This is a genomic window from Chitinophaga flava, assembly GCF_003308995.1.
GTDB classification, from domain to species: Bacteria; Bacteroidota; Bacteroidia; order Chitinophagales; family Chitinophagaceae; genus Chitinophaga; species Chitinophaga flava.
Map to the genome: position 1 here is coordinate 1,467,584 of NZ_QFFJ01000001.1, position 26,125 is coordinate 1,493,708.

The 26,125-nt window shown below is 47.2% G+C and carries 23 protein-coding genes; 10 read left to right on the forward strand and 13 right to left on the reverse strand.

What is annotated here, in order from left to right; translation table 11 throughout:
- Window positions 1–75: 75 nt before the first annotated feature.
- Window positions 76–1,038 carry a type I pantothenate kinase gene (gene coaA / locus DF182_RS05785; protein WP_113614710.1) on the forward strand — a complete coding sequence of 321 codons (963 nt, stop codon included), beginning with the start codon at window positions 76–78 and terminating at the stop codon, window positions 1,036–1,038.
- Window positions 1,039–1,375: 337 nt separating this feature from the next.
- On the opposite strand, the gene tssD (DF182_RS05790) is transcribed toward coaA, so the two are convergent.
- The 5 genes from tssD (DF182_RS05790) to DF182_RS05810 form a co-directional block, all read right to left on the reverse strand.
- Window positions 1,376–1,762: a type VI secretion system tube protein TssD gene (gene tssD, locus DF182_RS05790; protein ID WP_113614711.1), complete on the reverse strand. Its 387-nt coding sequence runs from the start codon at window positions 1,760–1,762 to the stop codon at window positions 1,376–1,378.
- A 170-nt stretch (window positions 1,763–1,932) separates the two neighbouring features.
- Window positions 1,933–2,457: a type VI secretion system TssO gene (gene tssO, locus DF182_RS05795; RefSeq protein ID WP_113614712.1), complete on the reverse strand. Its 525-nt coding sequence runs from the start codon at window positions 2,455–2,457 to the stop codon at window positions 1,933–1,935.
- A 147-nt stretch (window positions 2,458–2,604) separates the two neighbouring features.
- Window positions 2,605–3,780 (reverse strand): hypothetical protein, encoded by a 1,176-nt coding sequence (locus DF182_RS05800; RefSeq protein ID WP_113614713.1) that lies wholly within the window; start codon window positions 3,778–3,780, stop codon window positions 2,605–2,607.
- Window positions 3,781–3,790: 10 nt separating this feature from the next.
- Window positions 3,791–4,645 carry a TssN family type VI secretion system protein gene (locus tag DF182_RS05805; RefSeq protein WP_113614714.1) on the reverse strand — a complete coding sequence of 285 codons (855 nt, stop codon included), beginning with the start codon at window positions 4,643–4,645 and terminating at the stop codon, window positions 3,791–3,793.
- Between the two features lie 110 nt (window positions 4,646–4,755).
- Entirely contained in the window at window positions 4,756–5,712 is a 957-nt protein-coding gene (locus DF182_RS05810; RefSeq protein WP_113614715.1) for a hypothetical protein, read from the reverse strand.
- Between the two features lie 212 nt (window positions 5,713–5,924).
- On the opposite strand from DF182_RS05810, the gene DF182_RS05815 reads away from it, so the two are divergent.
- From DF182_RS05815 to DF182_RS05825, 3 genes are read left to right on the forward strand one after another with little or no spacing between them, the layout of a single operon-like run.
- Window positions 5,925–7,004, forward strand: coding sequence for a PKD domain-containing protein (locus tag DF182_RS05815; protein WP_113614716.1), 1,080 nt, complete (start codon window positions 5,925–5,927; stop codon window positions 7,002–7,004).
- Between the two features lie 9 nt (window positions 7,005–7,013).
- Window positions 7,014–7,445, forward strand: coding sequence for a GPW/gp25 family protein (locus tag DF182_RS05820; protein WP_113614717.1), 432 nt, complete (start codon window positions 7,014–7,016; stop codon window positions 7,443–7,445).
- 22 nt (window positions 7,446–7,467) lie between these two features.
- Window positions 7,468–9,294: a type VI secretion system baseplate subunit TssF gene (locus DF182_RS05825; RefSeq protein WP_113614718.1), complete on the forward strand. Its 1,827-nt coding sequence runs from the start codon at window positions 7,468–7,470 to the stop codon at window positions 9,292–9,294.
- Here the strand turns inward: DF182_RS05825 and DF182_RS05830 are convergent.
- The 5 genes from DF182_RS05830 to DF182_RS05850 form a co-directional block, all read right to left on the reverse strand.
- Window positions 9,204–10,328: a lytic transglycosylase domain-containing protein gene (locus tag DF182_RS05830; RefSeq protein WP_113614719.1), complete on the reverse strand. Its 1,125-nt coding sequence runs from the start codon at window positions 10,326–10,328 to the stop codon at window positions 9,204–9,206. The genes DF182_RS05825 and DF182_RS05830 overlap by 91 nt on opposite strands.
- Window positions 10,329–10,334: 6 nt before the next feature.
- Window positions 10,335–11,165, reverse strand: a complete 831-nt coding sequence (locus tag DF182_RS05835; RefSeq protein WP_113614720.1) for a hypothetical protein — start codon at window positions 11,163–11,165, stop codon at window positions 10,335–10,337.
- 234 nt (window positions 11,166–11,399) lie between these two features.
- Window positions 11,400–12,776: a DUF5458 family protein gene (locus DF182_RS05840; protein ID WP_113614721.1), complete on the reverse strand. Its 1,377-nt coding sequence runs from the start codon at window positions 12,774–12,776 to the stop codon at window positions 11,400–11,402.
- 40 nt (window positions 12,777–12,816) lie between these two features.
- The gene (locus tag DF182_RS05845; protein ID WP_113614722.1) at window positions 12,817–13,263 is read right to left on the reverse strand and encodes a hypothetical protein; all 447 of its coding nucleotides are present in this window, start codon (window positions 13,261–13,263) and stop codon (window positions 12,817–12,819) included.
- Between the two features lie 99 nt (window positions 13,264–13,362).
- Window positions 13,363–15,813: an AAA family ATPase gene (locus DF182_RS05850; RefSeq protein WP_113614723.1), complete on the reverse strand. Its 2,451-nt coding sequence runs from the start codon at window positions 15,811–15,813 to the stop codon at window positions 13,363–13,365.
- A gap of 652 nt (window positions 15,814–16,465) precedes the next feature.
- Here DF182_RS05850 and tssD (DF182_RS05855) point away from each other — a divergent pair.
- From tssD (DF182_RS05855) to DF182_RS05870, 4 genes are read left to right on the forward strand one after another with little or no spacing between them, the layout of a single operon-like run.
- Window positions 16,466–16,855 carry a type VI secretion system tube protein TssD gene (gene tssD, locus DF182_RS05855; protein ID WP_113614724.1) on the forward strand — a complete coding sequence of 130 codons (390 nt, stop codon included), beginning with the start codon at window positions 16,466–16,468 and terminating at the stop codon, window positions 16,853–16,855.
- Between the two features lie 3 nt (window positions 16,856–16,858).
- Entirely contained in the window at window positions 16,859–17,605 is a 747-nt protein-coding gene (locus DF182_RS05860; protein ID WP_113614725.1) for a hypothetical protein, read from the forward strand.
- 46 nt (window positions 17,606–17,651) lie between these two features.
- Window positions 17,652–19,463 carry a type VI secretion system Vgr family protein gene (locus DF182_RS05865; protein ID WP_113614726.1) on the forward strand — a complete coding sequence of 604 codons (1,812 nt, stop codon included), beginning with the start codon at window positions 17,652–17,654 and terminating at the stop codon, window positions 19,461–19,463.
- Window positions 19,463–20,833, forward strand: coding sequence for a hypothetical protein (locus tag DF182_RS05870; RefSeq protein WP_113614727.1), 1,371 nt, complete (start codon window positions 19,463–19,465; stop codon window positions 20,831–20,833). Before DF182_RS05865 ends, DF182_RS05870 begins: the two co-directional genes overlap by 1 nt.
- Before the next feature lie 45 nt (window positions 20,834–20,878).
- Here DF182_RS05870 and DF182_RS05875 read toward each other — a convergent pair whose 3' ends face one another.
- The 3 genes from DF182_RS05875 to DF182_RS05885 all read right to left on the reverse strand — a co-directional run bounded on the left by DF182_RS05875 (window position 20,879) and on the right by DF182_RS05885 (window position 23,853).
- Window positions 20,879–21,922 carry a DUF3137 domain-containing protein gene (locus tag DF182_RS05875; RefSeq protein WP_113614728.1) on the reverse strand — a complete coding sequence of 348 codons (1,044 nt, stop codon included), beginning with the start codon at window positions 21,920–21,922 and terminating at the stop codon, window positions 20,879–20,881.
- Window positions 21,923–21,952: 30 nt separating this feature from the next.
- A complete protein-coding gene (locus tag DF182_RS05880; RefSeq protein ID WP_113614729.1) occupies window positions 21,953–22,471 on the reverse strand; it encodes a hypothetical protein in 519 nt (172 codons plus the stop codon).
- 140 nt (window positions 22,472–22,611) lie between these two features.
- The gene (locus tag DF182_RS05885) at window positions 22,612–23,853 is read right to left on the reverse strand and encodes a DUF6807 domain-containing protein (protein ID WP_113614730.1); all 1,242 of its coding nucleotides are present in this window, start codon (window positions 23,851–23,853) and stop codon (window positions 22,612–22,614) included.
- A 464-nt stretch (window positions 23,854–24,317) separates the two neighbouring features.
- Between DF182_RS05885 and DF182_RS05890 the strand changes: the two genes are divergently transcribed.
- Both DF182_RS05890 and DF182_RS05895 read left to right on the forward strand, forming a co-directional pair.
- On the forward strand, window positions 24,318–25,868 hold the full coding sequence (locus DF182_RS05890; RefSeq protein ID WP_113614731.1) for a C25 family cysteine peptidase: 1,551 nt from the start codon (window positions 24,318–24,320) through the stop codon (window positions 25,866–25,868).
- Entirely contained in the window at window positions 25,855–26,118 is a 264-nt protein-coding gene (locus DF182_RS05895; protein WP_113614732.1) for a hypothetical protein, read from the forward strand. The genes DF182_RS05890 and DF182_RS05895 overlap by 14 nt, the downstream gene beginning before the upstream one ends.
- The last annotated feature ends 7 nt before the right edge of the window (window positions 26,119–26,125 follow it).

The window sequence follows — 26,125 nt, forward strand, 5'->3', positions numbered from 1 at the left end:
AGCTTGGAAATACCAATAAATCCCCAACCTCAAAATCCATAAATCCCTGAACCCCTCAATTTCTAAATCTGTAAAATGACCACGTCCCTTAAAAGAGAACGATATACTCCCTATATCACCTTCTCCCGTAAAGAATGGGCAGAAACCAGCAGCGGCGCACTGTTGCAGCTGCAGGATTATTACGACCTGGAACAGCTGCATGGTATGAACGAACCACTCACACAGGAAGAAATCACGCAGATATATCTGCCCCTGGCACATCTGCTCAACCTGTACGTGAAATCATCTCAACAGCTGCATAAAGCCACCAGCAACTTCCTCGGCAGCCAGGCCATGAAAGTACCTTATATCATCGGTATCGCCGGCAGCGTAGCCGTAGGCAAAAGCACCACCGCACGCGTGTTACAACGTCTGCTCCAGGCATGGCCCGACCATCCGCGCGTAGACCTCGTCACCACCGACGGTTTCCTTTATCCCAACAAAACACTGGATGCCAATAGCCTGATGAATAGAAAAGGCTTTCCGGAAAGTTATGATATCAAAAGGCTCATCCATTTCCTCGCAGATGTAAAATCAGGTAAGGAAAGAGTAGCCGCCCCACTCTATTCCCACCTGGAATATGATGTGCTGCCTGGCCAGCTGCAATGGATAGAACAACCCGATATCGTGATTGTAGAAGGTGTAAACGTATTGCAGGTAAAACCACAGCAACAACAACAAAAAGATCCGGCCGTTTTCGTATCTGATTTTTTTGATTTCTCCATCTATGTAGATGCCGCCGAAAAAGATATCCGCAAATGGTATATCTCCCGCTTCGAATCCCTGCGGGCTACCGCTTTCCAAAACCCGGAATCTTTCTTCCACCGCTATGCACACCTCTCCGATACTGCTACCGTGGAACTGGCCACCCAGATATGGGAAGATATCAACAAACCTAACCTTGAGCAAAACATCGCACCCACCAGATACCGCGCCAGTCTGATACTGGAAAAAGGACATCATCATTTTGTGCAGTCTGTGAAACTCCGCAAAACATAACTGTGATTTTTGTGATGATGATGATAATCCTGATGAGCGGAGATTGGGATAGAAAATTGAAGTGAAGATTTTTTGGGGATGATTTTTTCGAAGATGACTTTTAATGTGGATGAAGACACTAAGAACATCTATCTAAAACCATCGGCGCATAAAAACTAAAACAAAAGACCCATTGATATTGACATCAATGGGTCTTTTGTTTTTAATAATTTGCTTATATCTACATGATCAGAAGAATCTGCAAAATCATATGAATCAATGTTCCGCTTATATCTCCGTGATCAGAAGCATCAGCAAAATCATATGAATCAACGTTCATATTAATCAGCGGCTATAATTATACCCACTCATTAACATGTTTAGCGTTGCCCATGCTAATTTCACGGGCAGAAATGGTAAAGGTGATTACCATAGGGTTTTTGTTTTCGTAGTCGAAAGACTCTTCAAACTTTACCAGGTAACCTTCTCTGAATTCCAGTGTTTTTAATTTGGAATCCGTATCTCTTTTGTAGAAAGTGATGGTACCGTCTTTTCTTTCGAAATTGTTTACCATCCATTCAAAGAGATCTGTTTTACCAGTAGATTCTACTGTCATTCTGATACGACCACCGCGGGTGATAGCAGAAGGACGTCCAGTAGCATCAGTTTCCTGGTTGAGATCGTAGGAGACATGTTGAACATTGTAGTTCTCTCCATTTACTGTAAAGACTGATTTGAAAGACATGTTCGGGTTAATTTTTAAGGTTACAATAAAGAAAAATACCTATTAAAAAGGAAAAAGTATGAGCTTCAAATATAAGGCTATTTTTCAATACTGTAAAGAATCCTAACCACTTTTTAGCCAATTAGCACACAAATTATAAAATGCAATAAATTATAAAGTAGGCGTTTAAGTTAGTGGGCGCGGCTATTCAGCAGTAACATCTGTCTGCAGTTATCAAGATCCCTGCTTTTGCTTTCCAGTTTGCCGGTGAGGTCCATGACCTGTTCTTTTAATCCAGCAATATTTTGCTGGGCATTCTGCAACTCGCGCAGTTGTTGTTTGGCTTGTTGCAATGACAGGCACGCCTGTACGACATTATCATACAGGGCATAGTGTGTTACCACATCTTTCGGGATGGAATTGCGCATTTCTGCCAGAGAGGCGGCAATTACCTGGTCCATGTAGTTAGCGTTCTGATTAGGGAGATTGATAGAGTCCAGGTTATGTTTCACCTTATCCAGCTTCTGCAGAAACTCAGCCTGAAACGCCTGCTCCTCGCGGAAAGTACTTAGCTCCTTACGCAGGGAGGCATTTTCCCTGGCCGGTACCTGGTAGTTGAAAAAGATGGCCAATACAAACAGTGCCACCGTTACAATAAAAAATAACAGAAACCACAAAAAGGAAACGGTCCTCTCCTGCTTGTTTAATACTTGCATACGAATCTGAGCTTTAAGCTGTGAGCTGTTTTAAATTAAATATGATGATAACTGCTGACCTTCAGCATTGCTTTTAAGTGAAACCAATAACTACCCAATTATTATAAACACCTGAAGCGGTTTGCTGAAAGCCAGCAGTCATAATAATCAGTCTGTAAAAAACCAGCGTTTGGTTTTATGCTTGCGCAGGTATTCTGAATCTTCTGCCGACTCTTCTTTTACGAAGATGTTGCTGTCCTGCTTGCGGCCGATGTAATCCAGTCTGCTCAGGCTTTCAAACAGCTTGTTTACCGCCCGGACAAAAGGTATCATGGGTTGCAGACACTCCCTCACATCCAGATGTTTATAACGGATATTGGCACAATTGACCATGAGTGTTTCCAGTTCTCCCTGACGCAGTTCACACCACTCTGATAAATAGTTCAGCAGTTCTTCCTTACCGGCGCCGGCGCGCAGATCGATTGCATTTTTCATGGTGCGTGCCAGTCCTGCGATGATCTCCAGCATCTGTGCGGGCGGCTGGTTCAGCGCCAGCCATCTGAACTGGGTGATGCGGGTACTGAGAAACTGTACCATTTTTTCAGTGATATACAATACTACCAGTGCCAGGTCATTGTTCTGGTTACGCCCATAGATTTTCTGCACGATGTGTACGCCGTAAAGCTCCATCTGTCCGAGGAACTGGTCCAGTTCGTAAAACAGGTCTACCAGGGCAGGATGCGCACTGACAATGCTGCAGGGAGGGATATAATCATCATCCATCTGCGGGCGTCCGTCCATCACCGTTATCTTGCCTAGTACCGCCTGATAGCTGCCCAGCTGTCCTTGTGGCAACTGCGAAGCGGGAAGCACATAAAGACTGTATTCCGGCGTAGCATATGGCAGCCGTGGCGGATCTTCATCCAGTAGCGGCTCTCCGCTGGGTTGTCTGTTAAACGGATTTACCTGTATCAGTACATAATAAGTGCTTTCTGTATGTTCGGGGTCCCATGCATAGGTAGCTTCCGGGAAAGTGGTAGCATAACGCAGGGAATGCACCGTATGTTCCGGTATTTCGATGCGGGCGCCGCCTGGTGTCACGGCACGGCATTCTGTCAGCTTCACGCGCCACTGCTGCTGGTTGTCAGTCACAAACCAGCAACGCAGGGATTCCTTATTTTCTGCTTTGGGAGGCAACAGGCCATAGTTCAATGCATTCATACTGCAGGCAAGCGCATCTCTGACCTGGTCCAGCAACGCATTTTCTGTATCAATAAAATGCTGCTTCTTTATCTTCATCCCGTCTACCCAGTTAACGGGAAAATGTTTTAATGGCTCCGCCATAATAATTCGTTTAGGATAACATAATTCTGTTGCAGATGATCACACTGTTTTCTTTGATCCCGTTCATAAATACTGCCTTTGCCGGGTCCAGTGTTTTAGCAGCGCCGAACCATCTGGGTTTGAGATGGAACACCCACCCATAGGCTTGTCCGTTAGTATCCACAAAATCAATGGGCGTATTGGGGTAACGGTCATTATAGTCATTGATGAAATGATAAAACAGGTCGCCCAGGTCCATTTTAATAGGCGTACGGGCCCTGAAATAGGTCCGGTTACGATCACCATGCCCTTTTTCCATTTCAAGCCCTATTACGATCAGATCGCGCATTTCGTCTTCATTCACATCGGGCACTTCCTTATACATGGGATATTGCCACCACTTATGCACTTTCACCGGAATGGCCATCATTTTCTCAAAGGTCTTATATACAAAGGTGGGCAATACGAAGGAGAACATGCTGGTAAGCATGGGATAAAACAGGAAAGTATCTTTGTCCAGCAACCGGTTGACCAATACAAATCCAACACCGCCAAACAGCCAGATAGCCACAATAAAAGCCAGTTCAGATCCCAGGGTGGTTTCATTGGCCCAGAAACGGGTATACATAAAGTGACAGTGTACTACCCCCAGCCCTAAAAACCATACTTCATAAAACAGGTATTGGTTCATCAGGTTTTTGTGGGTAAATAGGAAAGGGATGGAACTAATCACGGCAAATATCAGCGTCATAATTACTAAATACCACAGTGCCTTCTTTTTAAAGAGACTGAAATTTTTAATATATCTGCTGAGCAAAGCCACTATGATAGATCCTATGGCCATAACGCCGGCCAGCATTAAATAGAATTTTGCGGTGTATCTCATAGCTCTTCCGGTATGTCAGGTTTTTCTTTTTTTAGGGTTCTTAACATAAAGCGTTTTTTACGCGTTAACAATGTTAACAAAAATAATTCCACATCGGTACAAAAAAGTGCTCACAGGAAAAAATTATATCCCATAATACCTTCTTCCACATGCTGGTCAGACAGAACTACTTCCTTTTCCCCTGCCTCCGGTACCAGAAGGGTTTCTATATCAACATCTGCCGCAAACAGGTACCCATAACATGTTTCCAGCAGGCGTCCATATGGCTGCCAGGGCAGGTAATCATATATACGTTGCCGTTGCAGCGGTCCTATCGTTACCGTTACCCGGGGCATATCCGTATAAAAAACGTTTCCGGCCATACTATCCACCCCCAGGCACCACTCGCCCAGCGGCACACTCTCCTCTGTTCGTACAGCCTGCGGCGTATGATCCTCCCGGATATCCACCACCTGCTCCAGTATCAGCTGAAGACAGAGCTTTATCATACGGTAGTTACCGGCTATACGGTGCATATAGGGCAGCAGTTTCACCAACCTGTTGGCCGCAGCACCGGGTAACCCTTCCGGAATGTCCCAGAACTGGCTAAACAACTGGTCGGCATCCTTCCCAAATACATCAAACAACAGGTGTTTCTCCCGCTGTTCCAAAAATACCCGCTGCAGAAAGAATTCATTTTCCAGCGGCTGAAAAAAACGCCTTGCCTGTTGCTCCTGCTGCTGTTGCCGTTTATAACGGACTACCATATCCGTAGTACCGCGTATCTTATGCTGTTCGGAAAATTCATGAAAAAGCCCTTCCGGCAATCTGTCATATAGGCCATCCCGTGATAATGATAAAAGAATATAGGGCTGATATGGCTGACTGTCATCCAGTTTTACATGAAGAATATCTTTATTGAATGAACGGGTAAACACATTCTGCAGATGCACCACCACTTCCTCTCTCCGTACCTGGTTGTCCAGCAGCTCACCCACAACCACTTCCGCCCTTACATCGTAAGGGAAGTTAGTGACATGTGTGATAACGTCTTCCAGTACCGCAGCCTTCTGGGCGTTGTTTACCATGAGGTTAATATTTTTATTCAGGTCTTTCGGGTTTGGTCTTCAATCTGTTAGCATAACTATCTAATCTCAGCTATTCCTATGGTTATTCGGGCTAACACTTGCCCCAAAAATAGCATTTTGCATTTATATGTGACTATATGTGACTTAAATTTTGTAAAAAGAAAAACTCTGCACCGTCAACAAGGGCAAGTTATCCAAAAAAAATATTAAAATTGCAAAAACCAGAAAAACCGATGGCCCCTCGTAAACCCGAAAATGAACGTAAAGTAAATTCATTCAGACCCTTTGGAAAAATTGCCAGTCATGTAGACCCCATGGTACTGTGGACCTTTCTCGGTCTTTTTCTGATCAGCGTGATCCTGCTTGCCTTTCAGCTCGACGGCCGTGAAGACTGCACCACTACCGACATTGTACTCAGTAATAAACAACATAGCACCGGTAAAGCCTATACGGTAGGCGAAGTCATCACCTTTAACGCTGAAAACAGTGGTAAAAAAAGAACCAGCTTCACATGGGAATTTGGTGATTCTTCTGCCCGGCAAACCGGCGCCCAGGTATACCACTCTTTTAGTAAGCCAGGCAGTTACATGATCACCCTTAGCTCCGGTAAATGCAGCTGGAATAAGGAAGTGATCATCGTAATGGGCGCAGCCGCCACACCGATAAACGCAGGCCCGGATATCTTCCCGGTTATCGACGGCCCAGGCGAAGTATTCGCCGGCAGACCCGTTACCTTCACCAACAAAACACCCGGCGCCCGCTCCTGGACCTGGCGCCTGCTGCAAGACAACGCCTCTGCACATAACGGTTCCTCTGTCACCTATACTTTCTCCACTCCCGGAGAAAGGACCCTGTCACTTATTGTAAATGGTGATACTGCTCATATGGTGATGAAGAATATTACTGTATTTCCTGCCAGAGCCAAACAAGTGGAAACACAACTCCCGGATCCTGGCTTCCCGCCTCCTCCGCCACCAGTAGAAGAGAAACCCAAAGAGCCGGAAAAACCAAGAGTGCCCGCCGTTTCTGATGATGAGTTCCTGTACATGCTTACACAGGTTACTTCCAAGCAGAAAAGCGCCGGCGACTTCTCCAAGTTCCTGTGCGACAATCTGTCTGCCCGCGTATTACTGAACGATAAAGACACGGATAATTTCACCCACTTCTGTTCACGTATATACGGCAAGAAAAAATTCAAGATAGAAAAGGTAAATCTGGTCAAAGATGCGAACGGATGCGTGAAGGAAATCAGGATCATGTACGACCGCAAAAAAGTATTGGGTATTTTTTAAACTACCTGCATGAAAGGGAAATATTATAAGCTACCCATGGACTTCTCCCAGCTGTTGCAGAAAAAAGATGTACCGGCTGTTACCCTGGAAGAATCCGTAGCACAACATATTCATCTGCTCATCACTACCGTACTGGGGGAAAATAAAGACGACCCCCAGTATGGTTGCCAGTGGTGGGACAGCGATTTTGACATCAAAGCCTCCAACAATGAAGTCAAGGAGCAGATAGAAAACGCTGTTAAATCTTCCGTACAGCGATACGAAAAAAGGCTGGGACAGATCAGGGTGGTGGCCGCCGTCAACCAGGAAGAACTGGCGCTGACAGCCTCCAGGAAAATGAAAAAAAAGATACGGGTAACCGTTAGCGGCACCCTGGCCAAAAACAACAACCCCTTCCAGTACAGCAGCTATTTTTATATCAGCCCACTGTCATATGATTGATAATTGTTTTTAACCGCATCACATGAAAGAAAAAAAAGAAAGGATAAAAGACCGTATGCTGAAAACCGCTGCACGCCTGTGGGGATACCCCGACGCGGAAGTGGAAACCTCTTTTGACCCCATCGTACAGCTGTTGCTTGAAGCCTGTGCCAGCGAACTGGAAAAGATCTCCGGCGAAGTAGATGTATCACACGCCCGCCTGGTGGAGAGACTGGCCCAGATTATGATGCCCGAACCCATTACCAGCAGCCAGCCTGCATTCGGCATCCTGCACGCCATGTCTACCGAAGCAATGGCAGACATTCAGGCTGATCATCAGTTTTATTACCATACCAAAGCTGGACACAATACCCAGGACCTCTTTTTTTCCCCGGTTACCGCCCACCGTTTGTTCAAAGGATTTGTACAATACCTTGCCATCGGCAATAAGCTGTACGAGACCCGTGACAACTGGTTCAAGGAACAGGTGCTGCAAGGCCATTATCAGCCCGATACAGCCACTAACGATCTTTGGATAGGGCTATCCCTGGAAGACGCCAAAATGAACTACGAAGGCATGTCCTTTTTCTTTGACCTTCGTAATATTCATCAGCAGGAAATGTTCTACCATTACCTGCCCCTGGCCCGCTTTTTTATTAACGATACAGAAGTACCGGTAAAAGCAGGCTACCATCACAGCCGCCCCGCCGAAGAAGAAGACATTGAAAGGATGGTGGAAGTAGCCGTAGATACCAACGCCCGCTACAGCCAGCATGTAATGCAACGGTTTCGCAGACATTTCCTGACGATAACAGACACGCGTATACATACGTCTGGTAATACGCCTGCATTCCTGATACGCCTGTTTGGCCAGGAAGCAGACAAACTACCCAAAGACCTGCAGTGGATCCGGATAGAATTCCCCGAAGCCCTGCACCATACACTGCTGGAAGATCTGTACTGCAGTATCAACTGTTTTCCGGTCATCAACAAAAAAAACAACGAACAATCACTTAAGCTCAACCGCTACCTCAATATCATCCCCCTGCAGACACCCGATATCTTCTTCGATATCAAAAGGGTTTATGACCTGGAGGGAACGGATTATTATGTACGTAACTTCTCTACTGCAGGCCAGATGCAGGAAGGAGAACTGGTGGTGCGCAGCAGCGGCATTGGCCGCTTTGATACCCGCGAAGCCAAAGAAGTGATCGCTTATCTGATGGAAGTGGTACGGGATGAAAGCTCACTCTTCGAAGAAGTAAAAAACGACTACGTTACCAACCGTATGCGGGAGCTGCATCAGCTCATCGCCTCATTGGAAGAACAATTGCAACCGGGTTCCAACAAAGGAAACATCCCCTATGTAATGGTGAAGCCCAAAGAAAATGCGGCTTACATCTTCATAGAGTTTTATTCCACCAACGGCACTGTTGCCAACAATATCCGTATGGGCAGCAAACTGCTGGAATATGGCAGTATACAAACCAAACCGGGCAGCATTACCCTGCTCACCAATACACAAGGAGGCAAAGACCGTTTAAACATTGACGAGAAAATAAACCTCTATCGTTCACATCTGCTTTCGCACAACAGGATTGTGACACCGGAAGACATGAAGACATTATGCCGCACCATTTTCGGAAAGGAAATGAAGAGTGCCAGTGTAGCAAAAGGTGTTAGCCTGCAACCTGGTGGCAATGCGGGTTATGTAAGAACGATTGATATACGGCTTACACTGGTGCAGCCGGTGGCCAGCTATCCTGCTGCTAACCTGAATTATCTGAAAGAAGAGTTATTACTCCAGCTGGAAGAGAAGTCTGCCAACACATTTCCGTTTCGTATATTCATCAATGAGGTACTGATGTGAGCTTCTGCGCTCAGCAGCTTTACTTCGCCACCGGTCTTTAATAGATCGAGTGGTACTCCTTTTTTGCCATCGGCAGCGCATAATACAACGGCATTACCAAAGCCCAGATCAACGTACACTCTGTTGCTGACAATCCATCCTTTGCCCGACAGGTTGGCATCACGCCCAACATACACGCCATTGGCCTGCATATTATCGAGCATGCGGATGCTAACCAGCTCACCATCTTTGAAGGCAGTATTGTTTTGCAAACGGGCTGCATAAACAGCTGTTGTTTTCCGGGGAAGCGCTTTCCCACCCACATTGATACGGATGGTATTAAAATCTTTGACATCGCCGGATAGCGGTGTTTGCGGTCTCGCAAATACCGAACCTGTGCTGCCGGATTTGGCAAACACGTTGTATCCGAAGCCCGGCATGTATAACTCAGGACTTTCGAATAGCTGTTTAATAGCGATGATTTTGTAGATATACTGTGCTGTTTCGTTGTTCAGCAGCAGTTGATAATAATCGCTGCTGCCCTGGCGGCGGATATTTTTGGAGATATTACCGGCGCCTGCATTATACGCGGCGGCAGCCAGGGTCCATGATTTTAACTGATCATGCAGTATCCGTATCAGCCTGCAAGCCGCATGGGTGGCTTTGATCAGATGATTCCGTTCATCATAGCCTGCACTGACTGTCAAACCCAGATCGGCGGCGGTACCTGGCATGATCTGCCATACACCCTGGGCGCCTACCGGAGAGGTGGCGTTGGTAAGTCCACTTTCCACGATAGGCAGGTATTTGAAATCCAGCGGCACCTGATACTGCTGCAGGATAGGTTCTATGACGGGAAAAAACATTTCTGCCTTGGAACGTAATGCCGGCAGGTAGCCCTGGTAGCGGAGGTTTCTTTTGATAACGTCCATCAGGCGGAAAGACACAAAATCCCTCTCCATGGGTACCACTTCTCCACAAAAATCTATCTGCTGCGCCATTCCTGTGCACAGCAGACAACAAACGAGCAACACTGTAAGATAGCAGCGTTTCATGTTTTGTTATTTCGTCAACATGTACTTGGGCAGTGTGCTGGCGGGAACGTACAACACCAGTTGTGGTTTGTTTTCCACCGGTTCCAGCACGATAATGATCTCATCATCTTTTTTAAACGTTCTGGAGGGTACTACAAATACTTCCTGTACTTCTCCATGTGCATCGATGGTGCCAGGGCCTTTTTTATACAGCAGCGGCATGGTATGCAACATGGAGGAATCTTTCTTTTCCTTGTGCAGCAGCGTCGCTTTTACGTATTCGTAAGGCTCCTTGTTTTTGTTTTTGATATGAAAGCAGAAGTAATTGAGATCGCTGAGGGTCATGGCTTTGGCGTAACCAATGCTGACACCTTCCACCTTCACTTCATACTGATGATTCACTTTGCTGTCTCTGCGGAAATCTTCCGCAATCACGCTGACAGTGACGGTATCTACGCTGATGAGTGGCGCGCTGCCATCTTCTTCCGGAAGTTTGAGGCCAGTGGACTGTTTACCGGAATCCTTGTCACCACGACGAAGTTCCGGACCAGCAGCGATTGCCGTTTCTTTCGGTTTCTTTGACAACATGTACTTCAGCTTGGACAAGTCCACATTTTCGCGGTAAGCGAGGATCAGGTAATGAATATTCTCCCCTTCCCTGATGATCAGGTTGGTAGGTTTTGGATAGGCCGATTTAGGCCTTATTACCGCCATATTACCATCTACAATGCGGTAATCATAGTCAGGGTTATTACCATCGCCGATCTGGAAAGTGGTGATAGCCGATCCGCTGGTGATAAGGGTAGAGGCGCCCTTTTTGGTCAGTACAGTATCGACTTTTCCTACCGACTGTGCCATTGTTGCCGGGGCTGTTCCTGCAATTAACAAACAAAATAAAATACTGCGCACCGATTTCATTGTCTTATACTTAAACGATGTTAGTTGGCTTTCAGGCTGTTCATCTACCTGAAAAACAACCGGAATAAAATTGCTTAATGCCATCACCAGTCAGCGTTGCAGGTCTGTGAAGGTATAGATCCGGACCATTTTCAACGATGACAGGTGATAGCGTCTCAGGAAGTAAGTTTCCCGTTATTTATCCTGCTCATAGGTAGTATCCCAGTCTGCAGCATCATCTCCTTTTTGTCCTTCCATTTTGATGAGGAAGTTTTTGGCGGGGAAATAAGGCTTCAGATGAATATCCAGGTGGATACGGTCTTTCTGAACAGGGTCCTGTTCAAACCGGCGTATGTTAAAATCTTCAATCAGTTTGTCCGGCCCGGTGATACCATCAAGGAAACGAATAATCTGTTTCATGAGGTCTTTACGGGTGTTGGCGTTGAAGTTTTCAAATGCACGACGGTTCAGGAAGTCCATCAATACTTTGGTAACGAAGTCGAACACTCTTACTACGGAATAAGTCTGCAGGCCGAGGTTATCGCCGTTGAACAATGTTTTGGCGCTGAAGGCCATTACTTTTCCGTATTCTTTTACCATGGGTACCAGGCCCATTTTTTCGAGGCTGGCGATTTCGCTTTTCTTCAGTTCAAAGCGTACACCATCTACTTCATTCATGCCACCGAATTTTTTACCGGCGGTTACCTGTGACATGAGTGTTTTATAGATTTTACCTGCGAGGGCGCCGGAAGGAGGTACATAGAGGTGGTCTTCCTCTCCTACTTCATCAAATTTGCCACGGCCTACGAGCCAGTTGCAGGACATGATCACATTAGAGCGGTGTATTTCGCCACCGGTGAGGTTGGCCAGTTCAAACATCTCCATTACGTCATCCGGAGCATCGAGGTGGGCGAAATCGGTCACCAGCATCACCTTATTTTCGTGTGCTATTTTGGCCCATTTTTCCAGCACCTTGTTGGAACCCAGATAGCCGGGTACTACAAGGAGGCTGTAGTTGCTGCGCAGATCAAGTCTGTCGTAGTTATTCACCAGTTCAGCCTGTACTGCGTCAATAAAGCGGGTGTTATCGAGGTCTTTCAGCTGGTCGAGTTCAACGTTGATGAAAGATATGTTTTTCACTTTGTCGGACTCGGTATTTTTGAAGAACAGTGCAACGTTGCGGTAGGCCTGTTCCAGTTCGCGGGTGGTATCCACGGCTTCGCCCAGGTTTTTATTGAGCACCTGTTCTGATTCTGCAGCGTGGTTATTGCAGAACTCCACCATATCGGGAAGTTCGGTAGCTTCGGAGAGCACTTTTTCCCAGAGTGAGAGTGTTTTTTTGAGTTTATCTCTTTCAGATTTTTTACCGGCTTCCGTGAGAAAGATATTACGGCGTGCTTTGCGCTCGGGGTTGAGGTTCTGCGCGCCTTCGATCGCTGCTTCGAGGAGGTCGAAGCCGCCGTATTTGGCCAGTTCCTCCACATTTTGAGAGAGGCTGGCTTCTTTTTGTGCTGAAGGTTGACCAGTGCTTTGCTGGTTCTGCAGTTCCTCGTTTTTCTGTAATTCTGCCATAAGAAATGATATTATGTTCCGGGATAGGGGGAACTGTTAACTATTTTGTATTCAGGTCTTTGAGCATACTGCGTATAGCGTTCAGCATGGCCTGTCTGGCATCCGGATCAGCGAGGGCTGATTTAAGGATTTTGTTTGTTTTCAGGTTTTTCATGATTTTGAGGTATTGCTCTTTCTCAGTGGCCAGATCATTGAGGAAAGCGCTTTGTTCAGTGATGCCTTTTACGCCGAAATCGCCGAGGTGGTGGAACTGGAGTTTTTCCGGTACGGGGCGTCCTTCTGCATCATTGAAGCTGACATTCACACTAGGCTTGAAGTGTTCAAAAACGGCTTCCACGGAAGTAAGCCCTTCCACGATTTCAGGCTTTACAGGTGCTTGCTGGGTGAGTTTTTCAGCAAACAGTGTGCGGTTATGTGATATTTCCGCAATGGCTTCATTGGCGTCCAGTTTGACTTCTGTGCCACCAATTCCGTAGTTGTCATTCATAACAAAACATTTTGAGATTTTCCAAATTTAGCAGCGGTGGTTTTGTGTTCCGGGGATCCGGTTATCAAAAGCCGCTTTATTGTTTGAGGTTTTTTTGCTTTAGTTGATAGACCAGTCCAGTTTGTCATCTTTCAGGTCGAGGGTAACGTTCATATCCTTTTGGAGGCTGCCATCGATGATCATGCGGGACAGTGGTTTACGGAGCTGGCCGCGGATGACTTCCCGCAGTGGGCGGGCGCCATAGCGGGGAGAGTATCCCATCATGGCGAGGTGTTTCCGGGCTTCCGGTGTAACCGTCAGCGTGATTTGTTGTTGCAGCAGCAGATGCAGGAGATGTTGCAGATGGATATCGAATATCTTTTCCACATTTTCCTGCTGGATGGGACCGAAAGGCACAATCTCTGTGAGTCTTCCCAGGAACTCGGGCCTGAAGTGGCGGGCCATCAGCTCCATCAGTTGTTGTGATGGCGGGATAACTCCCTGCTGGAAAGAGCTGGCGATGGCGTCGCTACCGATATTGGAGGTAAAGAGCACCAGCGCGTTGGAGAAGTCTCCCGTTTTTCCCAGTCTGTCGTGTAATTTCCCTTCATCCATGATCTGTAGGAAGATATCAAATACAGAAGGATGGGCTTTTTCTATCTCATCGAATAATACTACTGCGTAGGGCTGTTGCCGTATCTTATTGACCAGCAGGCCACCTTCTTCGTAACCTACATATCCCGGTGGCGCGCCGTACAACAGGGCAGCCGCATGTTCCTCCTTGAATTCGGACATATCAAATCGGATCATGCATCGTTCGTCCTGGAAGAGGAAGTCCGCCAACGATTTGGCCAATTCTGTTTTACCGGTGCCGGTGGGGCCCAGAAAAAAGAAAGAGCCTATAGGCTGGCCGGGTCTGCTCAGACCAGATCTTGACTCCAGAATAGCGTCGGCCACGGTTTTGAGGGCATGGTCCTGACCTACTACTCTTTTACGCAGATGCAGGTCCATGGTTACAAGGCGTTCTCTTTCCTGCGACTGGATTTTGCCCAGCGGTATACCTGTCATCCCGGCTATTGTGGTGGCCAGGTCTACGGGTGATACGGCAGTATGTTGTACGGATACCACTTCTTCCAGCTGTACCAGCAGCTGTTGCAGGGCAGCTTGTAAGGCGGCGGTATCGGTCATTTTGCTGATTGCAGCATCCATATGCAATTTACCGGACAACAGTGCGCCCAGTCTTTCAGTCATCTGTCTTAAAAACCACTGCAGGTCTTCCGGCTGTAAGTTATCCTTACTGCTCAGGGCTGCCAGCTCCTCTTTCAGTGTCAGGAGCAGAGGTGTTCCGGTATCCTGCATGGCACGGATACCGGCCATGGTGCGGTCCAGCAGGTTGATGGCACTATCGGGGAGGCAACGTTCCTTCAGGTAACGCCGGGAAAGACGGATCGCTTCACTGACAGATTCCGCAGGCACCTGTAACTGATAAAAGCTTTCGTATACCGGCATAACGGCGGCGATCATACGAACAGCCTGTGCTTCATCGGGCTCGTTGAGGTTAATAGTCTCAAAACGGTGCCGCAGGATAGCATCAGGTTCTATCAGTTTCCGAAAACCTTCGGGGGTAGTGGTACCGATCAGGATGATCTCCCCTTTGCCCAGTGAGGCTTTAATTACATTTGCCATACCGCTGCCGGATTGTTTGTCCAGCAGGGTGTGCAGATTGTCAATAAAAAGTATATGCCTGCCTGTTTGTTTCAATTGTTGAATAATCTGAAGTAGTCTGTCCTCCAGTTCATTTTTATAGGCGGCGCCTGCGATAAAGGCGCCATAATCCAGTGCGTATAAATCAGTAGACTGTAACTGCAGCGGCACCTGTTTCCTGGCAATGGCATGGGCCAGCCCTTCCACCAGGGATGTTTTCCCCACTCCGCCTTCTCCTATGATAAGTGCGCTGGCACGGTCCTTACGGGTAAGCACCTCCGTTAGTACACGGATATCTCCGTCTCTTGCAATTACCGGATGGTAGGCCTGCAATAACTGCGGATCGGTCATACGATATACGTACTTCAGCGATGCCGGTTTCACAGAAGGGGTGGTATGCTGTTGCTGATGGCCACCCTGGCTGCTTTTACCCTGACGACTGGCAGCTATCAGCTGGTCGCGGGTAAACGGAAAGGATTTCAGTTGTTCATAAGAGAAACCTACACCGGGTGTGCAGAGGGCTATCAGAAGACACCAGGCATCTGTTTCTGATTTATCTGTGTCTTGTGCAATACTCAGAGCTTCCTGCAATACAGCCGCAGCAGCATCATCGGGTTCTGCTTCATCTACGGCGCGGGATGTACGGGGTAATTCATCCAACCTGACTTCAGCCCATTCTTCCAGATAATACACATCAATATCCATCTGATGCAATAGGGGCGCAAGGCCTACCTCCTTGTGCATGGCTGCCCGAAGCAGATGCGCAGGAGAATACTGCACGTGGTGATGTTCTTTGGCAATGGCTTTAGCAATCCTGATAGCGGATTGCAATTCAGCGCTGAATATGGTCAGTGTTGACAGGGTCATTTGGATGATTCAAGGTTTTTCTAAAACAAGTTAACAATTACAACTGCACCGCTGCTTCACAAAAGCAGTTGGGTAAAGATACTGCGAAAACATTTACATAAAATTGAAAGTGCAATAAATTCTATCTGGAAGCTAATATTATCTTTTTTACAAACATTTATTTTGAATATAACGCTCAAAGAGGAACGACTACCGGCACTCATCTAACGTAATACCATAAACGATTCCAGAGATTGACACCTTCTTTTATTTCATCAAGATAAATTTTATATTTTAAATATAATTTTAATGTGTAAATTTTTTAACAAGCCATTTTCTCACTAAAACTTAGAAAGGATGTCTACCTATTAAATATGTAATAGTCAATAAATAATCGTCCAAATCATCTACCCAAAATAAATAACAATCATCTACACTATTTATGCAAGAGAATAATTATTTTCGTATCAACCTTTATTGAAAAGAGACCTCTGGACATCCATAAATTAACGCCCATGGAAAAGACCTTTTGCCCGGGACCAAGCAACAACCTGAACTTTCACAGGTATACCGTTTACCCTTTTCAGTTATAACAACTACTGCAATCATATATCAGCCGTAATGCCTCTTGACAGGACAACCGGATTGTTAACACTAAAAAACGCTTTTTTTTATGTCTTTTAAGGCAGAACTTATCATAGGTGGGAAAACAGCCAATGTGCTGGAGTGCAACTATGGTTTTTCACAAGGAACTGACGCCATTGGCAAGCCCAGCACCATGCCCCGTGGTGGCACCATCTCGCTGGTACTGGAATCGGCCCGCGATACAGATCTGGTGCAATGGATGATTTCACCGGAAGAAAAAAGAGATGGTACCATTGTGTTTAAACGCCGTGACCATGATTCCAGCCTTCGCACCGTGGAGTTTACAGAAGGTATCTGTGTACAGTTTCATGAAAGTTATCATCATTCCGGCGCCAGCCCCATGATCACTCATATCGTCATCTCTGCCCGCGAACTTAAAATCGGTAACGTCGCTTTCAAAAGAAAATGGGAGGATTAGGCCATGGAGCATATTCCTGAAAACATCAAAGTCGTGGCCAGGTTTATCCTGACAGGACTACAACGTGCACTGTCAGACATCTCACAGACCGAACAGCAACAGCTAAGCCAGGGCCTCACTGCGATATCTTTGCACTTGCCGGTCATACTGCTTAACACCGGCCTCACCAAAACACTGATACCCGCCTCCCACATCTACTGCCAGCTGCAACACAACCTGCTGGGCGTGTATGCGCAGGAGACAGGCACCTTCCTGCTCGATATAACCAAGGGCAGCATGATCGTTTCTATGCGGCCAACGGGAACGGATACACATCCCACAATACCAGCGTACCAACGGAACATACTCCCTCATCAGCATATTTCTCCCGATGGCTTCATCCACGACGACATCGAAGCTACGGCGGATGAAAAAGCAACAGTCAACCTGATGAAGTCCCGCCAACAGATCAAACATTTCAGTGCCACACAGCTGCCTCACATCCAGTTTAAGAATGATGACCTCCCGATGCCAGATACAGCCCCGGAAGGTGGTTATCTTATCCTCACCAGGATGCTGAATGACTACTGCCGGTACCGGGAAACATATGCTGCAGGTCTTCATCCCAGTGACGCCCATCCGCCATCATTTTCAGGCGATGCAGGCAGACAACCTCATAAATATTTTATTCCCCTCAATGTGGAAGAGATCATTAGCAGTGGCATTGATCTCAGCAAAACCGGTATCATCAGGGTCAACCCCAGGGACTGATGGGCACCGTTTCTTTTATTGATAAATTTCTTTAAACCTGAATATTATGGGTGACGATAAATTTCTGAACAAATCGACAATAGGCATAGAAGGTTATGCCAGTCCGGTGGAGTTTAAAAATGTAACCCTCGAACAGGCAGTCGGCAGCCATCATTACTTTAGTTTTCTGTGGCGGCCCGGCCGTTTAAGCAGCGATCTTTCCTACCAGCAGGAAATCATTGAAAAATATATCGGCAAAGGCATTTCCATCAGTTTCGATGATTTCCGCTTCAAAGGCCTTATCACCAGTATGGCTGTTATCGAAGAAGATGGCGCCGCCGTAGGATTCCAGGTATCAGGCGTCAGCCCTACTATCCTGCTTGATGATGTGCCGCAAAGTACCTCCTTTTATCAGCAATCCTTACAGCAGGTGATCCAGGGCGCCTTACAGGATGCCAACTCCAGCCTCCTTAAAACACAGGTGGTACCCGCCCATAAAGGCACCCTGCCCTACTGCGTGCAATACAACGAAACAGACTTCGACTTCCTCGCCAGGATATCCGCCCGTTATGGCGAATGGATGTACTATGATGGCAATGCCCTGGTGATCGGTGATATACAGAAAAAAGAAGTAAAGCTTACTAAAAATGTGACCCTGCATCAGCTGAAAACCGTAGCTGCCATTACACCACAGCGGATCAACTATGTGTCATATGATATGCTTAAAGCATCTCCCCTGAGTGAGAAATCACAGAAAGCAGCAACCGGTTCCCATCCGCTGATGCATCTGTCTGCCGCCGCCTCCGACGATCTGTACAGCTCTTCTTCCCGTAAACAAACGTTTGTGCATCACGGTTACACCCAGGATGAACTCAAACAGGTAAAGGAAGTGCAGAGCAAAGCAACAGCAGCGGCCTTTGTACGGGTAAGCGGTATCAGTGAGCTGCCTGTGATGCCCGGCCAGCGCATCAGCATTGCCGGTGACAGCGGACAAAGTGCCTACACCGTTATATCCGCCACACATCATGCCAGCACTCCCGGTAATTACTACTGTTCTTTTACCGCTATCCCCGCAGATGTAAAAGTACCTCCGTACAGTAATCCACATCTGGTGCCCAAAGCAGATATGCAGAGTGCCATCGTAAAAGACAACAACGATCCTGAAAAACTGGGAAGGGTAAGGGTACAGTTTTTCTGGCAACAACAGAATGACATGAGTCCCTGGATACGCCAAGCATCCCCCGCCGCCGGCGGTGGCACCGGCTTCCACTTTGTGCCTGAAGTAGGAGAAGAAGTAGTAGTCGGATTTGAAGGCGGCAATGCCGAAATGCCTTTTATACTGGGCAGTAAATTCAATGGCAAAGCCAAAAGTGGCTATGGCGATGCGCAAAACAATATGAAGGCCATCAAAACACGCAGTGGCAACCTCATTCAGCTGGATGACAATACCGGCAGCGTCACCGTCACCGATAAAAACGGTAGCACCATGATCATGGACGGTTCCGGCAATATCACTGTAAAATCACAAACACTGGTGACCGTTAAAACCGAAGATAAAATCGTGGTAGACGCGCCTAACAAGATAGAGTTCCTTTCCAAGGAAATACATCTTAAAGGCACTAAAAAAGTGATCATCGGAGAAGGAGCTGCACAAATTACGGTAGACAATGAATCTAATAAAATTGTCAGCGGCGCCGACAAAATAGAATCTACCGCAGTAACATTACATGACATGAAAAGTAATGCCAACATGAAGATGAGCGCCCTCCATCACCAAACAACCGGCGAAACACAGGTATCTATTCAAGGCACAAAAATTAAAGTCAACGGAAACGCGACCACTGATATTAACGGTGGCATGGTAAACCTCAACTGCTGATGAACGAACATAATCCGATAGCACTGGAGATTAACAAAATACAGTCACACTGGCGCAAAGCTGTTACCGGCAAAGAGACACTGCGCCTGGTACGCCTTATGATACAACCCGAAGAAGCCAGACTATACGAAGGTTTCTTCAAACTGGAATCTTCTCCCCATGGACAGCTGGATGAAGTATTTGTCACCCACCTGACCTCTTTTAATAACGAAGACACCTTTAGTGCAGCCATTATCAAAGACTGGCTGGAAACATACGACAATAGCACCGAACTGTTGCAGTCTATGCAGGAGAAAGGCAATGCACTGCAATGGGATGCTACGCCTTACCGGCAGTTATCATCTTATCAGCCACAGGACAAACTGTTGCTACAGCTATTGCAATCTTTTCGTGAAGCGTTGCCTCATCAACCCAGAGAGCTGGTGCTGGCACTGCTTCCCCGGCAGGTAAGTGATACCCGCAGCTTTACCAGCTGGCTTACCCGCCTGCTTAAAACTGGTATTCCTGCCGGTGTAAAACTCACTGTGGTAGATCATGTAGGGAAAGACTATCTGCAAATCAACGACCGTCCATTTCCCGGACAGATACTGTCTATGCATATTCCGCTACAGCTGGCCGATGCCATCCAGAAACTGGCTACTGCAGGTAATCCCAACGATCCGGAAATATCTTTCCGCAAATGTCTTTTTGAAATGGGTAATGCCGCCAAAGACAAGGACCTTCAGCGTATGCACTACTGGGGTCAGCGTATGCTCGACACTACGCAGAGAAGCGGCAATAAGGGACTGTTTGCTACTGCCCATCTCTCTTATGCGGGTATGTTGTTTAATTTCAAACGTGATCCGATGCTGCCGCAACTACTGGAAAAAGGCGCGCGTATTGCCAAACAGGGCTTACAACAGGGAGATGTAGCCTGTCTATCGTTGCTGATACAGGCTTATGGCTACCAGGGAGCTTATGCACAAATCAGGCGTAACTACTCCACTGCTATTGACTGGTACCAGCAACAGGCTGTACTCGCCGAACAGCATCAGTTTCTTCCGCAAGCCGTGATGGCCTGGTATCTGGCTGTAGACCTCAGCCGGCGTAAAGACAGCAGCCGCTATTATCCGTTGCTGGAAAAGGGCTACCAATCTGGTATTCCCATGACCGATGATGAAATAACCTCTTCTGTATATAGTTTTATTGCAGCCGACTATTACAACTACGCCTATACGAATAAACTTACGTCCATTGTACAGGAAATCAACGAAAGGATGACCCGTATATTTGGCAAAGACTGGAAGGAAGAAGTAGATAAACTGAAAAAATCCAAAGTCCAGGCATTGATGCAGCCACAAATACCGGAGGAAGAAGAGGAAGAAGCATAATACGCCACTAACCAGGACGACCATACGTAGTTTTCACCCGCATCCTCAGGAGCGGGTAAAAGCTGTTGATGTCCAGATCTGTCCGTTCTGCTGCAGGTCTTCTATTATCTGCAGAAGATTCACCAAATCCATATAATAGTCAGTCAACACCCGCCGGTCGGCCAGTGATTCCTGCAGCCCTGCTTCAAAGTAATCGTGACCATGGCCAATACCGATATAGATACGGTTGTTATAAAAAGAAATGAACAACGGCGCCTGCGAACGGTCCTGCAGCCGGACAATACGTTCCAGTAATTCGGAAGTCAGCAGTTGCTGTGCTTCATCCGGGTCTTTGGCGAAGACAATAAACAGCCTGTTGAAAGCTGTATCGGAGGCTGTCACCTTTTTTCCCAGGTTCCAGGTCTCGATATAATCAGTGTCTGCATTGCCGGAAGACAGGAGATTATCAGCCATCGAGCTACGGGAGACAATATACACGGGCGCGTTAAAGTAACGGGGAAACTGTGCAACAAACCAGGTCCCTTCAAACACCACATCCGGTCCCAGTCCGCGCAGGGTTAGTGCCGGCATACTGGTGACTTTCAGATCACAACATTGAAAACTCATCTCCCCTACTTTACCAAATACCTGATCATTCCCGCTGACGTTATAGTCCTTTCGCGCAAAGAGGCCACTTTCAGTAAACTCATCGTAGCTGGCGTGGTTCAGGGGTTGATAGGTGAAGTTGGGATTGATGAAGGCGACGATCGGTTTTACAACTGTATTTTTGAAGTCCAGCTCATAGTCTATCATCTCCTGTGCACCTTTCTGCTGCAGCATGTAGCGGCGAATGCCAAAACTCAGTGCGAGGGTGAGGATAATACCACCTACAAGGTAAAGGACGACGTTTGTTGTATTGACCTTGGTATGTTCCTCCTGGGGGATCACTACCCACATCAGGAAGATAAAAAACAGGATCATTGGTACTACTCCCAGGATGCGCATACGGCGTACCCATGCGCGGCCGGCCAGGCGTCGTTTCTCCAATTGCTGCAGCTGAGCCTGCAGTTGCTGATCAACAAATGCATTAAATTCTTCGAGTGTTTTCATACTGTTATAACAGCCTGTGGGCGACGTTGTTTAGTTGACAGACCAGTTGGCGGATGGGTTATTTCCTACAATGGTACCGGTTGGAATATTGCTGACAAAAGCCCGGAAAGGTTGTACATTTTCTTCGGACAATGGTAGTTTAAAAGTCTTTCTGCCGGGGCCGATTACAATCTGTGCATATTCCATGGGGAAGAGTCTAATACGGATCAGGCGCAGTGGAAGAATCAGTTTATAATCGGTATAGGTCTGGAGGTTGCTGATAGTTTCTCCTTTACCTAACAGGTCTGTGAATTCATCAATTTTCTGCAGCCTGTTTGTTGTCTGCATCAGCATGATGACATAAGGTACAACTGGTCCGACAGCCATTAGTCCCAGCATTAATTTCAGGAGCAATGGTACTTCAGCGCCACTTTTCGCCAGGGTATTGATCACCAGTGCCAGTAAGATCAGTGCCGCTACTTCTGCGGTGATCATGGCTGTATATAGCTGCTTTTTATCTTTTTCGTGGATGGCGGTTAAAGTTGCCTTAAGTTCCTGTAAACTTCTCATATGGTTACAAATAGTTTTTCAATACATACAAGGGGGTAATCTAAAGCCTGGTCCTGGAAAAGCTCCGGGGTTACCGAAGGAAGGGGCTAATCTTCACCTGGCGAAGTAAAGTAAAAAGCATGAAATGGCAAAATTGCCTGTTATTCTTTTGTTACAACAGGCGGAAAAGCGAAGTCTTTCCAGGCTTCTTCTGCCTCCTGCGGTGTGATATCACCATCATATACCATTACACGATAGACAAGCGTATACACATTACCGTTAGTCATTTTCCATGATTTCATTTTAGTAGGGGAATAGTTCAGCATCAGCTCACCGCCTTCCATATTTTCGGGCCATACCCGGAGTGGTTCAGGGGAGTCGTAGTTGGTGGGAGCGTTCATGATGAGCAGGCCGGCCTTTCCTTGTGGCGTGGTGCCGGTGATTTTCACCCAGCGTGCACGGGTGCTGTCGGCATTTTTACGGGTTTTGCCTTCGGAGGTGAGCACTTCACTTGTTTTAGCGGTGAAGGCAGGAGTAGTACGCAACCCGAATCCGCCTCCATAGCGGTATTGCAGCAGTGTAACAGCGCTATCGCCGGCACAGCTGAATACGGAGCTGAGGTCCCAGCAGCGGCGCTGGCCCTGATGGGTGGCGGCATAGGCGCGTACTTTCCATATTTCGTTGATAGCTGTTTTTTCTGTACCGTTTTTAAGGAAAGCGACATGTTCCTGACTAGCGTTAAATCCGCACCATACGCTGCCGGAAGTTACCGTTTCCATTTTTACGAAGCGTACTTTTCCTTCTTTTTTCTGTACGTTCCAGAAGTCTGTTTCGCGGCCTTCAAAGAGGGTATGTGTCCAGGGGTTCCAGATGCCCATGTGGTGGAGGTGTCCGGCATTGGGGAAGGCATTGGTGAGTACGGCGCCATTGGGTGCCCACAGCGGATGTATGAAAGCACTGCGACGGTAGACGGTATCGCTGCCGGCTGGTGGTTCAACTGTAGCGTAATTGTATTGGAGTATTTGCCGGGCCCCTTCCTGCAGGATAAGTGCACCGTTTTTATCTGTTATATGCATAAGGGCCGTGGTGGTGGTTTTCAGGCTGCCTTTTTTCAGTTCATAAAAACGTTTGGTGCCGGCTGGTGTATGTCCGCTGAGGACCCACCATACTTCTCCGTCTGCGACACTAACGTTGACAGGCACACGTTTTTTACCAGCTACCTCTTCCATCACCAGGGTGGAGGCATCAGCGGGGGTGTTGAGCCGGGTATGAACGATACAGTTGTTGCGGTCTGTTGGTCCGGCTTGTACAGTATACCGTGCAATGAGCTGTGCAGAGGCTGGAAATACCGCCCATAGTAAGCCCAGCACGAGTAATGGCGTGGAATAAGTATTTGTTTTCATAACGAAGCAAACGTTTGCAGAACAAAATACACTTTACTTCTGCACTATGCAAGTACCATGCGTAGTAACGCTGCATTATTGCAACAGGAGTTTGCCGATTCTATCAGGAAGACCTTTGTGAGACTGGGATGATTGGATAAGGATGATAACAGAAATTATTTGCTGGTTTTTTCAGAAGATCCTTTGTGCGACTGGGAGCAATGGATAAAAAAGATGATAGCAGGAATTAGTTACCAGCTTTCATCAGTGGCCTTGAGTACATGAGCTTTACAGGGATACCTGTTGGTTATCTTTATTAAGCCTTATGCTCATGGCGTTAATCGGGATTTACACCTGCCGGGGATCCTCATGCGGCGTTTCGCGCGTGGCCATCAATCAGGATAATAATCACTGCAGAAAGTAGGGTTGGTTATCCCTTTAATTTAATATTTTTGATACTTTAATGAAGGAATAATGAAGGATTTATGGCAACCCCGATCATTCATATGCTGACAACGAAACTAATTATTACCAATAAAACGGCTTTACAAAAAAAGTATGGGGAACATCACCAGGAGATACTGGATGATCTGAAGACCTTACAAGCGTTTGATGCCGGCAGGCAGCTATCTACCCAGCTTATTTTTCTGGATGATGCAGCGCAGATGCAGGCATGTCAGTCCACCCCCATAACGGATGTGACGGACGAGGCACAGCATAAAAAGGTGATCGATGACCTGTACCGCTTTTACTCTCCCGGCTATATCATGTTGTTGGGGGCTCAGGATGTTATTCCGTTCCAGCGGCTAAAAAACCTGCTGACAGGAGGTAACGATCCTGACAGCCTTATTCCCAGCGACCTGCCCTACGCCTGTGATGCCGCTTACGATACAGACCCGGGCAAATTCATAGCCCCTACCCGTGTGGTAGGCAGGCTACCGGACATTCCCGGCATGACCGATACTGCTTATCTGCGATCACTGATCAAAGATATCCTGCAAATGACACCACTGCCACCCGGAGAATACCGGCCTTATTTTTCAGTGAGCACTTTCGACTGGCAGGACTCCACACAAAATAGCCTGAAAAACATTTTCGGCGATAACAGCAGCCTCGTACTGTTTCCGGGCACTGCTTCACTGGATGGTACCAACTGGACGCAACAGATGACACCTAAAACCCATTTTATCAACTGTCATGGTGCTATCTATAATCCGGGTTATTACGGTCAGAAATCCAGCGATTTCCCGTTGGCCATGCGATCAGACACCATCACCGGTAAACTGAGTGCGGGCACCGTGGTGGCAGCGGAATGCTGTTATGGAGGCCAGTTGTTTGACCCGCAGAAAAACGGCGCCAAACTGATGAGCATGGCCAACAGTTACCTGCTCAACCACGCTATTGCCTTTGTAGGAGCTTCCAATATCGCCTACGGTCCCCCTACCGGCCAGGGCCTGGCCGACCTCCTGACACAATTCTTTCTAATCAATGTACTCAACGGCGCCTCCACCGGCAGGGCCTTGCTGGAAGCGCGGCAACGTTTTCTTCACGAAATGGGCCCCACACTCGACCCTTTCGAATTAAAAACAGCGGCCCAGTTTTATCTGCTCGGAGACCCTTCCCTGCAACCGGTGATTAACGATAAAGACCCCAGTACAGACGGGCAGTCACAGCCCTTTGTCAATACCGTACAAAACAGGCGCGACAACCTGGAAGCCAGGGGCAAAATGCTGGACGACTTTATCTCCATCCCTCACCATACAGATGAGATACAAGCCACCGATCCCGCACTGGAATCGGCTATGCACTCACTACTGGGGGAAAAACAATTTAATGCGCCACCTGCGGCCAAAACATTTATCAGCCGTAGAAAAGGCCACCAGCCCGCTACACCAACGGGCACGTCCATGCCATCTGTAAAATTTCACGTATTTTCGGAATCCGCAGTGGATGGCGAACGTATCAGCACCAAAGTGCTGGTAGTAAAAGAAAAAAATAATCAAATACTGGGGTATCGCGAATATGTCAGCAGATAATTATCAACAGGAAAAAAACAGCATACGCCTCACCGGTCGTCTCGTGCTACGCACCTTTGGCAAACAAACCAAAAGCGAGCATCTGGCCGTGTATCTGGTCTGCGATCAGGGCGAATACCTGATACGTCCCGCCAGTGCCAATCCCTTCATGAACAACCCGCTCATGAAACTGGCCGGCAAAACCATCATTGCGGAAGGATATATCGTGGATTATGTCTTCCTTGCCAGAACATGGAAAGAAGCAGAATAAGATCCTC

What these genes read in the sequence shown, in the direction of transcription:
- coaA (WP_113614710.1), top strand. Translation starts at nt 76, where the DNA reads ATGACCACGTCCCTTAAAAGAGAACGATATACTCCCTATATCACCTTC.
- DF182_RS05845 (WP_113614722.1), bottom strand. Translation starts at nt 13,263, where the DNA reads ATGAATGACAACTACGGAATTGGTGGCACAGAAGTCAAACTGGACGCC.
- DF182_RS05865 (WP_113614726.1), top strand. Translation starts at nt 17,652, where the DNA reads ATGGGTGACGATAAATTTCTGAACAAATCGACAATAGGCATAGAAGGT.
- DF182_RS05835 (WP_113614720.1), bottom strand. Translation starts at nt 11,165, where the DNA reads ATGGCACAGTCGGTAGGAAAAGTCGATACTGTACTGACCAAAAAGGGC.
- DF182_RS05860 (WP_113614725.1), top strand. Translation starts at nt 16,859, where the DNA reads ATGGAGCATATTCCTGAAAACATCAAAGTCGTGGCCAGGTTTATCCTG.
- tssD (WP_113614711.1), bottom strand. Translation starts at nt 1,762, where the DNA reads ATGTCTTTCAAATCAGTCTTTACAGTAAATGGAGAGAACTACAATGTT.
- DF182_RS05805 (WP_113614714.1), bottom strand. Translation starts at nt 4,645, where the DNA reads ATGAGATACACCGCAAAATTCTATTTAATGCTGGCCGGCGTTATGGCC.
- DF182_RS05890 (WP_113614731.1), top strand. Translation starts at nt 24,318, where the DNA reads ATGGCAACCCCGATCATTCATATGCTGACAACGAAACTAATTATTACC.
- DF182_RS05810 (WP_113614715.1), bottom strand. Translation starts at nt 5,712, where the DNA reads ATGGTAAACAACGCCCAGAAGGCTGCGGTACTGGAAGACGTTATCACA.
- DF182_RS05840 (WP_113614721.1), bottom strand. Translation starts at nt 12,776, where the DNA reads ATGGCAGAATTACAGAAAAACGAGGAACTGCAGAACCAGCAAAGCACT.
- tssD (WP_113614724.1), top strand. Translation starts at nt 16,466, where the DNA reads ATGTCTTTTAAGGCAGAACTTATCATAGGTGGGAAAACAGCCAATGTG.
- DF182_RS05830 (WP_113614719.1), bottom strand. Translation starts at nt 10,328, where the DNA reads ATGAAACGCTGCTATCTTACAGTGTTGCTCGTTTGTTGTCTGCTGTGC.
- DF182_RS05880 (WP_113614729.1), bottom strand. Translation starts at nt 22,471, where the DNA reads ATGAGAAGTTTACAGGAACTTAAGGCAACTTTAACCGCCATCCACGAA.
- DF182_RS05895 (WP_113614732.1), top strand. Translation starts at nt 25,855, where the DNA reads ATGTCAGCAGATAATTATCAACAGGAAAAAAACAGCATACGCCTCACC.
- DF182_RS05825 (WP_113614718.1), top strand. Translation starts at nt 7,468, where the DNA reads ATGAAAGAAAAAAAAGAAAGGATAAAAGACCGTATGCTGAAAACCGCT.
- DF182_RS05870 (WP_113614727.1), top strand. Translation starts at nt 19,463, where the DNA reads ATGAACGAACATAATCCGATAGCACTGGAGATTAACAAAATACAGTCA.
- DF182_RS05850 (WP_113614723.1), bottom strand. Translation starts at nt 15,813, where the DNA reads ATGACCCTGTCAACACTGACCATATTCAGCGCTGAATTGCAATCCGCT.
- DF182_RS05800 (WP_113614713.1), bottom strand. Translation starts at nt 3,780, where the DNA reads ATGGCGGAGCCATTAAAACATTTTCCCGTTAACTGGGTAGACGGGATG.
- DF182_RS05820 (WP_113614717.1), top strand. Translation starts at nt 7,014, where the DNA reads ATGAAAGGGAAATATTATAAGCTACCCATGGACTTCTCCCAGCTGTTG.
- DF182_RS05885 (WP_113614730.1), bottom strand. Translation starts at nt 23,853, where the DNA reads ATGAAAACAAATACTTATTCCACGCCATTACTCGTGCTGGGCTTACTA.
- DF182_RS05875 (WP_113614728.1), bottom strand. Translation starts at nt 21,922, where the DNA reads ATGAAAACACTCGAAGAATTTAATGCATTTGTTGATCAGCAACTGCAG.
- tssO (WP_113614712.1), bottom strand. Translation starts at nt 2,457, where the DNA reads ATGCAAGTATTAAACAAGCAGGAGAGGACCGTTTCCTTTTTGTGGTTT.